The following is a 12,446-nucleotide window of genomic DNA, read 5'->3' as shown; positions in this document are numbered from 1 at the left end:
ACGGCGCCCCGACCGCGACAGGAGGATGCCCGTGCCCGCTGCCGCACTGAAGCAGAAGCCGTTGCCCACCCAGTCGACCGCCAAGCGCCCCGTCCTGCTCGACCTGCCGTACGCACCCGTGGAGAAGAGCCCGCTGCCGGCGGGCCGCCCCCGCGAGTGGTACGTCACGCACAACCGCCGGCTCAAGGCGATGCGCCTCGCCATCGCCCTGCTCGACTCCGGCGTCCACCTGCCCCGGCAGGCCCGCAACGAGACGATACGCAGCACCGCGGAGACGATCGGCGTGCACCCGCCGTCGGACACCACGTGCCACATGGTGCGGGCACTGATGCGGTACTCGCGTTGACGCGGGCGCCGGGTGCCGGCCGCTGCCGTCCGGTACCCGGCGTCGCGGGTGCGCCCCCGGTGCTCCCTACGCCGACAGTTCCCGCTCCAGAGGCGTCCGGAAGCGCGGTGTGATCCGGGTCGCGCCCACCCAGCCCCGCAGCCGCTCGGCCTCCGCCGCGATCGCCGCCCCGGCCTCGCGTCCGAGCCCCTCGGCGCCCGGCACCCGCCAGACGATCTCCCCGTCGGCCCGCTGCGCCCAGCCGCCGACCACGCGGCCGTCCCACCACACCGTCGGGCCGACGTTGCCGCTGCCGTCGAACAGCATCGGCCGCAGCCCGGGCTCCAGGTACCAGTCGCGGTGCCGCCAGCCCATCGCCGTCGGATCCAGCCCGGGCAGCAGCGCGGCCCAGGGCCCGGCGGGCGCCGCCACCGGACCGGCGTCCCCCGCGGCCACGTACCCCGTGCCCTCGTCCAGCGTCACCTCCTCCGCGCCGATCGCCGCCAGCGCCCGGCGCACCTCCGTCACCCGCCACCCCGTCCACCACTTCAGGTCCTCCTCGGTGGCCGGCCCGCACGCCCCCAGCCACCGGCGCAGCAGCTCCGCCTGCGCCTGCGCGGTGTCCAGCTCGGGATGCTCGGGCGCCGGCGCCCAGCGGAACTGGCTGGACGTCCACGACCCCAGCGGCCGGCCCCGCACGACCTTGCCCTCCACGCCCAGCACCTTCAGCAGCCGGGTGGAGACCGTGTGCACGCCCTCGTAGTTCTTCCCGGCCGCGTACACGAACCGCTCCTTCAGCCGCGGTTCGTCCCGGGACAGCTCGGCCGCCGTCGCCTGTCCGCGCCGGGCCAGCGCCGCCAGCAACGACTCCTCGACCTCCGCCAGCCAGGCCGCGTCCGGTGCCCCGGCGGTCGCCATGTGCTTGAGCAGCGCGGCCCGCTCCCGGGCGGCCACCGCGAGACCGGTCGAGGCGTGCACGACCGCCGTCAGCCCGGCCGGGAGGACGAACACGGTGTGCCGCATGCCGTGCATCCGGACCAGCGTCCCGTCCTCGTAGAGCGCGCGCTCCGTCTCGGCCACCGTCTTCGCCGGGTCCGCCAGCCGCGCCCCTACGGCCAGGTACACCGTCGAGGGATCCGTGCCGTGCAGCGCCACCAGCGAACCGGCGACCTCCTCCGGGCTCCCCGCCCGGGCCCCGCCCGCCAGTCGCTGCCGCAGCGCGAGCCGCGCCCGCCGCTCGGCCCCTCCGATGTACCGCCGTCCGTCACCCATCCCGGCCTCCGCCCGCCCGTCGCCTCCCGGAACGGCCATCCTGCCCGACCCCACTGACAGCCGGCCGGGGCCGTGCCGTTCACAGGCCGGGCGCGCCCCACACCGGGAACCACCGGCCCAGGTCCTCCTCGAGAGGCAGCTCGCCGGCGAGCACCGCGCGGATCCGCAGTTCCAGCGCGTTGTCCCGCTGCTGCCGGTCACCGGGCAGGGGCGCGAAGGGGTAGAAGGTGCCCCTCTTGTAGAGGTAGACGAGCGCGAGCCGCCGCCCGTCGTCGTCGCGGAAACCGGCCAGGGAGCACAGCAGCTGCGGCCCGAAGCCGTTGACCTCCATCGAGCTGTTCACCGCGTGCAGGTCGTTCACGAGCGCCGGCAGCTCGTCGGGGGAGCGGTGCGAGACGAGCCAGGAGTAGCCGTAGGCGTCGTGGCGCAGCTCCACCGGCGTCCGGCCGGCGTCCGCGTCCAGCAGGGCCCGGACCTCACGGTGCGTCTGCTCGAAGGCGGCGCCCTCGACCGTCGCGAAGCACACCGCGCCCTGCCCGGTCGGTGTGAAACCGGCCGCCGGCCGAAGGGTCAGCGCCGCCGAGGGGAGCGCGAAGAGCCGGTCCAGGTCGGGCGTGACGGGCTTGGAGCGGCCGAGCAGGATGTCCAGCAGGCCCATGATCCTCAGGCCTTTCCGGGCGTCGCCGCCTCACCCAGTTCGGCGGAGATCCGGCCCAGCTGCTCGAGCCGTTGCTCCAGGCTGGGATGCGTGCCGAAGAGCCGTGCGAGGCCGGGCTCGGCGCCGAAGGCGGGCGTGAAGTAGAAGGCGTTGAAGGCCTGGGCCGTGCGCAGGTCCTTGGTCGGGATGCGGGCGATGTCGCCGGTCACCTTGGTGAGCGCCGCGGCCAGCGCCGAGGGACGGCCGGTGAGCAGGGCGGCGGCCCGGTCGGCGGCCAGCTCCCGGTACCGGGACAGGGCCCGGATCAGCAGGAAACTGAGCGCGTACACGGCCGCGGAGACGCCCATCACGGCCGCGAACACGACCAGGGTGTTCTGGTCCCGCCGTCCGGCGCCGAACAGCTGCGAGTAGAAGGCGAACCGCACGATCAGCCCCGCGATCACGCCCAGGAACGACGCGATCGTGATCACGGCGACGTCCTTGTGCGCCACGTGCGACAGCTCGTGCGCGAGCACGCCCTCCAGCTCGGCCGGCTCCAGCCGGCGCAGCAGCCCGGTGGTCACGCAGACCACCGCGTTGTCCGGGTTCCGCCCGGTCGCGAACGCGTTCGGCATGTCCATCGCGGACACGGCGACCACCGGCTTCGGCATGCCGGCCATCGCCGACAGCCGGTCGACCACCGCGTGCAGCTCCGGGTACTCGTCCCGCTCCACGATCCGGCCGCGCATCGCGAACAGCGCGATGCGGTCGGAGAACCAGTACTGCGCCCCGAACATCAGAGCCACGATCACCACGACCAGGACCCAGGACTTCAGCAGCACGATCAGCGCGGCGAAGAAACCGACGTACAGCAGGCCCAGCAGGAACAGCGTGGTGCCCATGCGCACGGTCAGTCGCCGGTCGCTCCGGAAGCGGCTCTGCATCTGGATCACCCCGCAGTCGTGCACTCGTCCCGCAAATCCAGTGTGCACCCGGCACACCCCATGAACGGGTCGCGGCCGCTACCGGAGGCGGCAAAGAAGAGACCCTAGTAGTGGGGCGAGCGGAAGTTGATGTAGCCGAGCAGGACGATCACGCCGGCCACGCAGCCGAGCACCACGGCGGTGGACACCCACGACGAGCGGCGGCCGGATCCCACGTGGTCGGGAGCGGCACGGAAGGGGACCGGCCCGGGCGGGTTCTCCTTCCAGCGCGCGGCGAGCATCCGGGCGCGCGCGGAGGGTTCCTTGTGCTCGGCACCGTCCGCCCACCTGAGGTCGAACTCGCGTTCCTCGTCGTTCCGATCGGACATGCCCTCTCCCCGTCCCCTGCCCCGGCCATCGTGTCAGGGCCATGATCCCGAAACCCGGCGCCCCGGGGAAGCTTTTCGGCCAACGACGGAGCCCCCGCCCCCTGACGAGCAGGGGGCGGGGGCTCCGCACGGTCCGGACACGGTCCGGGTGCCGGTCACACGTCGAAGTACATCTCGAACTCGTGCGGGTGCGGACGCAGCTGCAGCGGGGCGATCTCGTTCGCGCGCTTGAAGTCGATCCACGTCTCGATCAGGTCCGGCGTGAAGACGTCGCCCTGGAGGAGGAACTCGTGGTCGGCCTCGAGGCGGTCGAGGACGGCGCCGAGGGACGTCGGGACCTGCGCGACGTTGGCGTGCTCCTCGGGAGCCAGCTCGTAGAGGTCCTTGTCGATCGGCTCGGCCGGCTCGATCTTGTTCTTGATGCCGTCCAGGCCCGCCAGGAGCAGCGCCGAGAAGGCCAGGTACGGGTTGCCGGAGGCGTCCGGGGCGCGGAACTCGACGCGCTTGGCCTTCGGGTTCGAGCCCGTGATCGGGATGCGCATCGCGGCGGAGCGGTTGCGCTGCGAGTAGACCAGGTTCACCGGCGCCTCGAAGCCCGGCACCAGGCGGTGGTAGGAGTTCACCGTCGGGTTGGTGAAGGCCAGCAGCGACGGGGCGTGCTTGAGGATGCCGCCGATGTAGTAGCGGGCGGTGTCCGACAGGCCGGCGTAGCCCTGCTCGTCGTAGAACAGCGGCTCGCCGTTGGTCCACAGCGACTGGTGGACGTGCATGCCCGAGCCGTTGTCACCGAAGATCGGCTTCGGCATGAAGGTCGCCGTCTTGCCGTTCTTCCAGGCCACGTTCTTCACGATGTACTTGAAGAGCTGGAGGTCGTCCGCGGCGGCGAGCAGCGTGTTGAACTTGTAGTTGATCTCCGCCTGGCCGGCGGTGCCCACCTCGTGGTGCTGGCGCTCGACCTTCAGGCCGGACCGCTCCAGCTCCAGCGAGATCTCGGCGCGCAGGTCGGCGAAGTGGTCGACCGGCGGGACCGGGAAGTAGCCGCCCTTGTAGCGGACCTTGTAACCGCGGTTGTCCTCGAGGGCACCGGTGTTCCAGGCGCCGGCCTCGGAGTCGATGTGGTAGAAGGACTCGTTCGCGCTGGTGGCGAAGCGGACGGAGTCGAAGACGTAGAACTCGGCCTCGGGACCGAAGAACGCCGTGTCGGCGATGCCGGTGGAGGCGAGGTAGGCCTCGGCCTTCTTCGCCACGTTCCGCGGGTCGCGGGAGTACTGCTCGCCCGTGATCGGGTCGTGGATGAAGAAGTTGATGTTGAGTGTCTTGTCCCGGCGGAACGGGTCGATGCGCGCGGTGGACAGGTCGGGGCGCAGGGACATGTCCGACTCGTGGATGGCCTGGAAGCCGCGGATCGAGGACCCGTCGAAGGCCTGCTCGTCGTCGGGGTCGAACGCCTCGGCGGGCAACGTGAAGTGCTGCATGACGCCCGGCAGGTCGCAGAACCGGACGTCGACGAACTTGACGTCCTCGTCCGCGATGAACTTCTTGGCCTCGTCGGCGTTCTGGAACATCCAGCTCCTCCTACTCCCGACCGTCCCGCCGGGGTGGTAGATCGTTCGTGCGGCCAGTGCGGGTGGCACACGCTGCATCGACCCTAAGGACGGGTGATTTCTCGGGCGTGACCCGTTTGTTTCGCAGAAGTTAACCGGTTCCCTCCCAGCCTAGGCCTCAACCGTGTAGGGCACACCCCGCTGCGCACCCCACCGTTCCCCGGGCATATCGGGGCCCAGTACCGTGGACGGGTGGACAACAGGCAAGCAATCGGATCGTGGCTCTCCGGGCCGCGCGCGGCCATCGAAGGGGCCGGCGCCGATCTCGGATACCGGGGTGAGCAACTCGGGCTGCCGGAGGAGGGGTCGGGCTCCATCGCCCGTCCGGGCCGCAGGCTGGGCGCCCTCGCCGTGGACTGGGCCCTGTGCTCCCTGATCGCATACGGCCTGATCACGGGCAGCTACGGCCAGACGGCGAGCAACTGGGCCCTGCTGATCTTCTTCGTGCTCAGCGTTCTGACCGTCGGCACGGTCGGCTTCACCCCGGGCAAGCGCCTCTTCGGCCTGCGCGTGGTGGAGCTGGGCACGGGCCGGGTCAGCCCGGGGCGCGCGCTGCTGCGGGCGGCCCTGCTGTGCGTCGCGGTCCCCGCGCTGATCTGGGACCGGGACGGCCGCGGGCTGCACGACCGGCTGGCCCGCACCGTGGAGGTCAGGATCTAGCGTCCGCCGGCCGCCGGCGCGGCACGGTGACGGCGATGGGGCGCCCGGAGTGATCCGGGCGCCCCATCGGCGCAGGTGCGTCGTGGTGCCGCTGCGGGCACCGCCGGCTCAGCGCCGGGGGTTGCCGCCCTTCGGCATGCGCATGCCCTTGGGCATCGGGCCCTTGGGGAGGGGCATGTTGCTCATCAGGTCGCCCAGGGCGCGCAGCCGGTCGTTGGTCGCGGTGACCTGCGGGCCGGTGAGGACGCGCGGGAGCTTGAGCATGGTCGTGCGCAGCTTCTTCAGCTCGACCTGGTCCTCGCCGGTGCCCACGATCAGGTCGTGGACGGGCACGTCGGCGACGATCCGGTTCATCTTCTTCTTCTCGGCCGCGAGCAGGGACTTCACCCGGTTCGGGTTGCCCTCGGCGACCAGCACGATGCCGGCCTTGCCGACCGCTCGGTGCACCACGTCCTGGCTGCGGTTCATCGCCACCGCGGGGGTCGTGGTCCAGCCCCGGCCGATGTTGTCCAGCACCGCCGCGGCGGCGCCCGGCTGGCCCTCCATCTGCCCGAAGGCCGCCCGCTCGGCCCGGCGCCCGAAGACGATCGCCGTCGCGAGGAAGGCGAGCAGCAGGCCCAGGATGCCGAGATAGATGGGGTGACCGACCAGGAAACCGATCGCGAGGAGGACACCGAAGACGACGATGCCGACACCCGCGAGCACAAGACCGATCTTCTTGTCGGCCTTGCGGGTCATCTTGTAGGTCAGAGCGATCTGCTTCAGTCGCCCGGGGTTCGCAGCGTCCGCTGCAGGTTCCTTCCTCGCCATGACGTGAAGTCTACGTGGCCCGGAAGGCGCCGACGACGGCAGTGCCCGGCACCGCCGTACGGGGGAGGTCAGAGGTGGCCGGCGACGACCTGCTGCTGCAGGACCCGCTCGGTCTCGATGCGGTCCTTGGCCCGGCGGCGGTCCTCCAGCACGGAGGTCCAGGCGTTGCGCCGGGCGGTGCGCTGGCCGCGGCTCATCAGCAGCGACTCGACGGCCCGCAGGGCGTCGGTGAACGAAGGGATGGCGGTGGCGCGAACGGGCGCGGCCTGCATGGCGGAGGTCTCCCTCGGTGCGGATCCGGGTACGGAAGTACGTCCTGTGATTCCAGGGTTACTGATTGGTGTTACCAGGGCGTGACCCGCCGGTCAAACGCACATGAAGCGGTGGTGCCGGGACCCGGAACGGCGCCGCGGCCCCGACCGGTGCCCTCATCTGCGAGGACGGTCGGGGCCGCGGCACATCGGCCAGTACCGCCGAGTAGGGGCTTGTGCGTGAATTCACACGCGGCGCGCCCCCGCCGGGCGGGCGAGGGCTGGCGGTGCGTCAGACGGCCTGGCCGGCGACTACGGTGTCGCGCTTCTCGACCGCCATCCGGTAGAGCCGCCCGGCGCGGTAGGAGGAGCGCACCAGCGGGCCGGACATCACGCCGGAGAAGCCGATCTGCTCGGCCTCCTCCTTCAGCTCCACGAATTCCTGCGGCTTGACCCAGCGTTCCACGGGATGGTGGCGCACGGACGGACGCAGGTACTGCGTGATGGTGATCAGCTCGCAGCCGGCCTCGTGCAGCTGCTTGAGCGCCTCGCTGATCTCCTCACGGGTCTCGCCCATGCCGAGGATCAGGTTCGACTTGGTGACCAGCCCGTAGTCGCGGGCGTCGGTGATCACCTTCAGGGAGCGCTCGTAGCGGAAGCCGGGGCGGATCCGCTTGAAGATGCGCGGCACGGTCTCGACGTTGTGCGCGAAGACCTCGGGGCGCGAGTCGAAGACCTCGCGGAGCAGCTCCGGCACCGCGTTGAAGTCGGGGGCCAGCAGCTCGACCTTGGTGCGGCCGTCCTGGCGCCCGGCGGTCTGCTGGTGGATCTGGCGCACCGTCTCGGCGTACAGCCAGGCGCCGCCGTCCGGCAGGTCGTCGCGGGCCACGCCGGTGATGGTGGCGTAGTTCAGGTCCATGGTGACCACGGACTCGCCGACCCGGCGCGGCTCGTCGCGGTCGAGCGCCTCGGGCTTGCCGGTGTCGATCTGGCAGAAGTCGCAGCGCCGGGTGCACTGGTCGCCGCCGATGAGGAAGGTCGCCTCGCGGTCCTCCCAGCACTCGTAGATGTTCGGGCAGCCGGCTTCCTGGCAGACCGTGTGCAGGCCCTCGCTCTTCACGAGGTTCTGCATCTTCGTGTACTCGGGACCCATTTTCGCCCGGGTCTTGATCCACTCGGGCTTGCGCTCGATGGGGGTCTGGCTGTTGCGGACCTCCAGGCGCAGCATCTTGCGTCCGTCGGGTGCGACTGCGGACACGACCGGCTCCCTAGCGTTCGATTCTTCGGCGACCTTCAGGGTACGCCCGTTGATTTGATGCCCGGCGAGGGTGACGGCCTTGCTGGGGACTGCCGGCCCCCAGGCCCCTGCTCGGGCCTGGACGACCTCCTGCGGGAACGCCGGACGGGCCGCGTTTATGCCGCCGGCGCCGGTATCAGGCCGGGGTCTTCTCGATCTCCCTCGGCTTCAGGTCCGCGTTCTCCAGGACGTCGCGCAGGTGGCGCTCCACCACCGGGAGCACGTCCTCGATGGTCACCTCCCGGCCCAGCTCGTTCGCCAGGGAGGCGACGCCCGCGTCACGGATGCCACACGGGATGATCTTGTCGAACCAGGTGTTGTCCGGGTTCACGTTGAACGAGAAGCCGTGCATGGTGACGCCCTTCGCCACCCGGATGCCGATCGCGGCGATCTTGCGGTCCTCGCGGCGCTGGCCCGCGTTGGACGGGGCGTACTCCGGCCCGTTGAGGCGGGGGTCGAACTCCTCGTCGGTCAGCCGCGGGTCGAAGTCCAGGGACAGACCGCCGAGGGCCGGGCGCTTCTCCACCGGGTCGCCGAGGACCCAGACCCCGCTGCGGCCCTCGACCCGGGTGGTCTCGACGCCGAACTCCGCGCAGGTGCGGATCAGGGCCTCCTCCAGCCGCCGTACGTGGGCGACGACGTCCACCGGGCGCGGGAGCTTCTGGATCGGGTAGCCGACCAGCTGGCCCGGGCCGTGCCAGGTGATCTTGCCGCCGCGGTCCACGTCGACGACCGGCGTGCCGTCGAGGGGCCGCTCCTCGTCCGCGGTGCGCCGCCCGGCGGTGTAGACCGGCGGGTGCTCGAGGAGCAGCACCGTGTCGGGGACCTCGTCGGCGAACCGCGCGGCATGCACCCGGCGCTGCTCGTCCCACGCCTCCTGGTAGTCGACACGGTCGGCGCCGAACCCCATGCGGACGAACCGGAGCTCACTCACGGCAAGAGCCTCCCTGGAAGGTCGTAAGGCACGAACCGTGCCCACGCCACTGTACGACCGGCCGCCGGACCTCCGTCGGGGGGCCGCTGCCCGTCAGCTCGACACGGAATCCTCACACGATCGGATGAATACCCCCGAAAGTATGCGATGAGCTGCTTACTCTCCGCTACATTCGCGCCGTTCACGAGGCCATAAGGGCTGCTCACAGGCGCTCCGGGCACGACGAGGGCCCGGAAGGCAGGAGACCGCACCGCACCATGACGGAACGACCCGCGCAGCGCACCCCCAACCGCCAGCTCGCCGCCCTCATCGCCGAGGCGGGGTTCTCCCATGCGGGTCTCGCGCGACGCGTCGACCAGCTCGGACTCGAGCACGGCCTGGACCTGAGATACGACAAGACGTCCGTCACCCGGTGGCTGCGCGGCCAGCAGCCCCGCGGCACCACCCCCGCCCTGATCGCCGAGGTCTTCACCCGGCGCCTCGGCCGCCGCCTCACCGCCCAGGACCTCGGCCTGGACGCCTGCGCCCCCGTCTACGCGGGCCTCGAGTTCGCCGCCGGCCCGGAGGAGGCCGTCGACATCGTCAGCGGGCTGTGGCGCAAGGACTCCGGCAGCCACGCCGAGCTGCGCAAGATCGCCTTCACCCCGGCCGGTCTCGTCGTCCCCAGCCGGGACTGGCTGATCGGCCGCGCCGACGAGAGGGTGGCCCGCACCGAGGCGCCCGTCCGCATCCCCGCGCAGGGCCGTCCGGCGTTCCCCGGCGGCCCGGCTCCGCTCGCCCCCGCCCGCAGGCGGGTGCCGGCCGACCGCGGGCCCGGCCAGAAGGTCACCGGCGGCGACCTCGCCGCGCTGCGCTCGGTGGGCGAGCTGTTCCGGAGCCTGGACGACCGGTACGGCGGCGGACACGCCCGCCAGGCCCTCGTGCGCTACCTGGAGCACGAGCTGGAGCCGATGCTGCGCGGCAGCTACGGCGAGCAGACCGGCCGCCGGCTGTTCGCCGCGGCCGCCGACCTGACCCGGCTCGCGGGCTGGACGTCGTACGACATCGCCGCACACGGGCTCGCCCAGCGCTACTTCGTGCAGGCGCTGCGGCTCGCCCAGGCGGCCGGGGACCGGGCGTACGGCTCGTACGTGCTGGTCACGATGAGCCGCCAGGCCGTCTACCTCGGCCACGGCCGCGAGGCCGTGCAGCTCGCACGCGTCGCCCAGCAGGGCGTCGGCACGTCGGCGCCGCCGGTGGTGCAGACGCTGCTGCACGCCGCCGAGGCGCGGGCGCACGGCGTGCTCGGCGAGGTGCGGGCGTGCACGGCCGCCCTGGTGCGGGCCGAGCGCGCCCTGGAGGCCGCCCGGCCCGGGGACGAGGTGCCGCACTGGGCGCGCTTCTTCGACGAGGCCCAGCTCGCCGACGAGCTCGGGCACTGCCACCGCGACCTCCAGCAGTTCCGCGCCGCCGCCCAGCACGCTGAGCGCTCCCTGCAACTGCGCGCCCCCGCCTACGCCCGCAGCCGCCTGTTCTGCCGGGTCGTCCTCGCCACCGCCCGCCTGGGCCTCGGCGAACTCGACCAGGCCTGCCGGCTCGCCGCCGAAGCCGCCGGAGAGGCGGCCGAGATGCGGTCGGTACGGGCGGCGGAGTACGTGCGCGACTTCGAACGGCGCCTGGAGCCGTACCGGGACGCGGCACCGGTGCGCGGCTACCGGGACCGGGTGGCCGCCATGGGGTAGCCGCCGCGCTGTCCACGACGCCATACACGTCATGCGCGGGAGCCCCGCCCCGGTGTGCGGGCCGGGGCTCCCGCGCCGGGACGTGCGTCAGGCCGCCCGCGCCGCCGGCAGCGGCTCCGCCCGGTGCATCGAACCGCCCGCGCCCAGGTCCGTCAGGATCGCCGCCGAGGCCCGGTGGGCCGAGTGCAGCGCCCCCTGGACGGTGCTGGTGTCGCGGTGGTCGCCGCACACGTACAGGCCGGCCAGCAGCCGCACCGGCCGGTGCGGGTCGTGCGGCGGGCGCATGGCCGGCACCGCGTCGGCCGTGTGGTGCACGGCGAGGGTCTCCCAGCGGCCGGTCGGTGTGCCGTACAGGCGGGCCAGGTGGATGCGGACGGCGGCGTCCACGTCGGACGGCACGGGACCGAGGACCGTCGACGAGACCAGGGCGCGGCCGGCCGGCGCGCGCGACGGGTCCACGTGGCTGACCACCGCCGTGTGGGCGACCGGACCGCCGCGGTCCGCGTCGAGCAGCAGGGACGCGCCGGTCGCCGGGGGCTCGTCGGTCGTGTGGTGCACCACCGTCACCGGATGGAAGTCCGGCACCCGCAGGCCCGGCAGCAGCTCGGCGGCGGCCCGGGCGTCGGTCGCCACCAGGACGGCCCGGCACCGGATGACGCCGTGCTCGGCAGTGGTCACGGCGTTGGTGGCGACCGAGGTGACCCGGACGCCGGTGTGCAGGGTGCCCGGCGGCAGCCTTCGCGCCAGCAGCTCCGGCACGGTCTCCGCACCGCCCTCGGGCAGCACCGGCCGCCCGCTCGCGAAGGCGCGCAGCGCGAGGTCGGCACACCGGCTGGAGGTGGTCAGGTCCGGGTCGTGCAGCAGCGCGGCGAGCAGTGGGCGCAGGAAGCCGTCGATCGTGCGGGCGGGCAGTCCGCGGGCCGCCAGCGCCTGGGCCGCGGGCAGCTCCGGGCGGGCCAGCAGCCGTTCGATCGGCGTGCTCGCGAGGCGGGTCAGCGCGGCGCCGAGCCGGGCCTGGTCGACGGCGGTGCCCAGCGGGGCGCCCGTGCGGGGCCGGGGGGCGGGCGCCGGCCTTCCCGGCACCCGGGAGGCGGGAACCAAGCGCCGGGGCGCGGAAACCGACCGTGGGGCGCTCGCGAGGGCGCGCACCGTATGGAGTGCGCCCCGTGCGCCCCGTGCGCCGGCCGGGGCACCCGCGCGATGGTGGCGACCCTCGCTGTGCAGCAGCACCCCGGGCGCGAACGGCAGCAGCGCGAGGCCGTCCAGCCCGGGGACGAGGCGCAGTTCGGGATACGCCGTGGAGAGCAGCTGTCCGATCCTGTCGAGACGGAATCCGTCGACCTTCTCGGTCGCCATCCGGCCGCCCACGCCGTGGGCGGCCTCCAGGACCGTGGTCGTCACTCCTGCGCTGGTCAGCCGATGCGCCGCGGCGAGGCCGGCGATCCCGGCCCCCACGACGACGACGTCCGCCTGGTACGCGGGCTCAAGCACGTGCCCCTCCTCGAGGTTGCGCGGCCGCTGGAGACGTGATGCCCCCAACCGGCTTGAGGGATACCCGAGTTCACTCCGAGATTAAGGCCGGGAACGGTCAGGGGGAGTCGCACGGAGGCAGGGCACGGTCGC

At 72.7% G+C, this 12,446-nt stretch carries 13 protein-coding genes; 3 read left to right on the top strand and 10 right to left on the bottom strand.

Annotated elements, in window-relative coordinates; translation table 11 throughout:
• Positions 1 to 31: 31 nt before the first annotated feature.
• Positions 32 to 346, top strand: a complete 315-nt coding sequence (locus tag AC0VYN_RS27795; protein WP_385469878.1) for a hypothetical protein — start codon at positions 32 to 34, stop codon at positions 344 to 346.
• Positions 347 to 412: 66 nt separating this feature from the next.
• Here the strand turns inward: AC0VYN_RS27795 and AC0VYN_RS27790 are convergent, their stop codons facing one another.
• From AC0VYN_RS27790 to glnA, 5 genes are all read right to left on the bottom strand, one after another.
• On the bottom strand, positions 413 to 1,597 hold the full coding sequence (locus tag AC0VYN_RS27790; RefSeq protein WP_475533156.1) for a winged helix DNA-binding domain-containing protein: 1,185 nt from the start codon (positions 1,595 to 1,597) through the stop codon (positions 413 to 415).
• A gap of 79 nt (positions 1,598 to 1,676) precedes the next feature.
• On the bottom strand, positions 1,677 to 2,255 hold the full coding sequence (gene pspAB, locus AC0VYN_RS27785) for a PspA-associated protein PspAB (protein WP_451685623.1): 579 nt from the start codon (positions 2,253 to 2,255) through the stop codon (positions 1,677 to 1,679).
• A gap of 5 nt (positions 2,256 to 2,260) precedes the next feature.
• The gene (gene htpX, locus AC0VYN_RS27780) at positions 2,261 to 3,178 is read right to left on the bottom strand and encodes a zinc metalloprotease HtpX (RefSeq protein ID WP_385469867.1); all 918 of its coding nucleotides are present in this window, start codon (positions 3,176 to 3,178) and stop codon (positions 2,261 to 2,263) included.
• Between the two features lie 104 nt (positions 3,179 to 3,282).
• Positions 3,283 to 3,546, bottom strand: coding sequence for an SCO2583/SCO2584 N-terminal domain-containing protein (locus AC0VYN_RS27775; RefSeq protein WP_475533155.1), 264 nt, complete (start codon positions 3,544 to 3,546; stop codon positions 3,283 to 3,285).
• 155 nt (positions 3,547 to 3,701) lie between these two features.
• Complete coding sequence (glnA, locus tag AC0VYN_RS27770; RefSeq protein WP_385469863.1) at positions 3,702 to 5,111, bottom strand: type I glutamate--ammonia ligase; 1,410 nt, start codon at positions 5,109 to 5,111, stop codon at positions 3,702 to 3,704.
• Positions 5,112 to 5,342: 231 nt separating this feature from the next.
• On the opposite strand from glnA, the gene AC0VYN_RS27765 reads away from it, so the two are divergent.
• Positions 5,343 to 5,810 (top strand): RDD family protein, encoded by a 468-nt coding sequence (locus AC0VYN_RS27765; RefSeq protein WP_475533154.1) that lies wholly within the window; start codon positions 5,343 to 5,345, stop codon positions 5,808 to 5,810.
• Positions 5,811 to 5,918: 108 nt separating this feature from the next.
• On the opposite strand, the gene AC0VYN_RS27760 is transcribed toward AC0VYN_RS27765, so the two are convergent.
• From AC0VYN_RS27760 to lipB, 4 genes are all read right to left on the bottom strand, one after another.
• A complete protein-coding gene (locus AC0VYN_RS27760; protein ID WP_475533153.1) occupies positions 5,919 to 6,620 on the bottom strand; it encodes a DUF4191 domain-containing protein in 702 nt (233 codons plus the stop codon).
• Between the two features lie 68 nt (positions 6,621 to 6,688).
• Entirely contained in the window at positions 6,689 to 6,892 is a 204-nt protein-coding gene (locus tag AC0VYN_RS27755; protein ID WP_385469857.1) for an SCO2195 family GlnR-regulated protein, read from the bottom strand.
• A gap of 271 nt (positions 6,893 to 7,163) precedes the next feature.
• Entirely contained in the window at positions 7,164 to 8,129 is a 966-nt protein-coding gene (lipA, locus tag AC0VYN_RS27750; RefSeq protein WP_385469855.1) for a lipoyl synthase, read from the bottom strand.
• Between the two features lie 175 nt (positions 8,130 to 8,304).
• Positions 8,305 to 9,102: a lipoyl(octanoyl) transferase LipB gene (gene lipB / locus AC0VYN_RS27745; protein ID WP_475533152.1), complete on the bottom strand. Its 798-nt coding sequence runs from the start codon at positions 9,100 to 9,102 to the stop codon at positions 8,305 to 8,307.
• Positions 9,103 to 9,359: 257 nt separating this feature from the next.
• Between lipB and AC0VYN_RS27740 the strand changes: the two genes are divergently transcribed.
• Positions 9,360 to 10,823: a regulator gene (locus tag AC0VYN_RS27740; protein WP_475533151.1), complete on the top strand. Its 1,464-nt coding sequence runs from the start codon at positions 9,360 to 9,362 to the stop codon at positions 10,821 to 10,823.
• A gap of 87 nt (positions 10,824 to 10,910) precedes the next feature.
• On the opposite strand, the gene AC0VYN_RS27735 is transcribed toward AC0VYN_RS27740, so the two are convergent.
• Complete coding sequence (locus AC0VYN_RS27735; protein WP_475533150.1) at positions 10,911 to 12,314, bottom strand: NAD(P)/FAD-dependent oxidoreductase; 1,404 nt, start codon at positions 12,312 to 12,314, stop codon at positions 10,911 to 10,913.
• Positions 12,315 to 12,446 lie beyond the last annotated feature (132 nt).

This window comes from Streptomyces sp. 63XJN7_1_ISO-PGPR-S23-121, assembly GCF_056173025.1.
This window is presented reverse-complemented; position numbering and strand designations above follow the sequence as displayed.

Coding starts and splice junctions, on each gene's coding strand:
- AC0VYN_RS27755 (WP_385469857.1), bottom strand. CDS start 6,892: ATGCAGGCCGCGCCCGTTCGCGCCACCGCCATCCCTTCGTTCACCGAC.
- pspAB (WP_451685623.1), bottom strand. CDS start 2,255: ATGGGCCTGCTGGACATCCTGCTCGGCCGCTCCAAGCCCGTCACGCCC.
- glnA (WP_385469863.1), bottom strand. CDS start 5,111: ATGTTCCAGAACGCCGACGAGGCCAAGAAGTTCATCGCGGACGAGGAC.
- AC0VYN_RS27760 (WP_475533153.1), bottom strand. CDS start 6,620: ATGGCGAGGAAGGAACCTGCAGCGGACGCTGCGAACCCCGGGCGACTG.
- htpX (WP_385469867.1), bottom strand. CDS start 3,178: ATGCAGAGCCGCTTCCGGAGCGACCGGCGACTGACCGTGCGCATGGGC.
- AC0VYN_RS27775 (WP_475533155.1), bottom strand. CDS start 3,546: ATGTCCGATCGGAACGACGAGGAACGCGAGTTCGACCTCAGGTGGGCG.
- AC0VYN_RS27790 (WP_475533156.1), bottom strand. CDS start 1,597: ATGGGTGACGGACGGCGGTACATCGGAGGGGCCGAGCGGCGGGCGCGG.
- AC0VYN_RS27740 (WP_475533151.1), top strand. CDS start 9,360: ATGACGGAACGACCCGCGCAGCGCACCCCCAACCGCCAGCTCGCCGCC.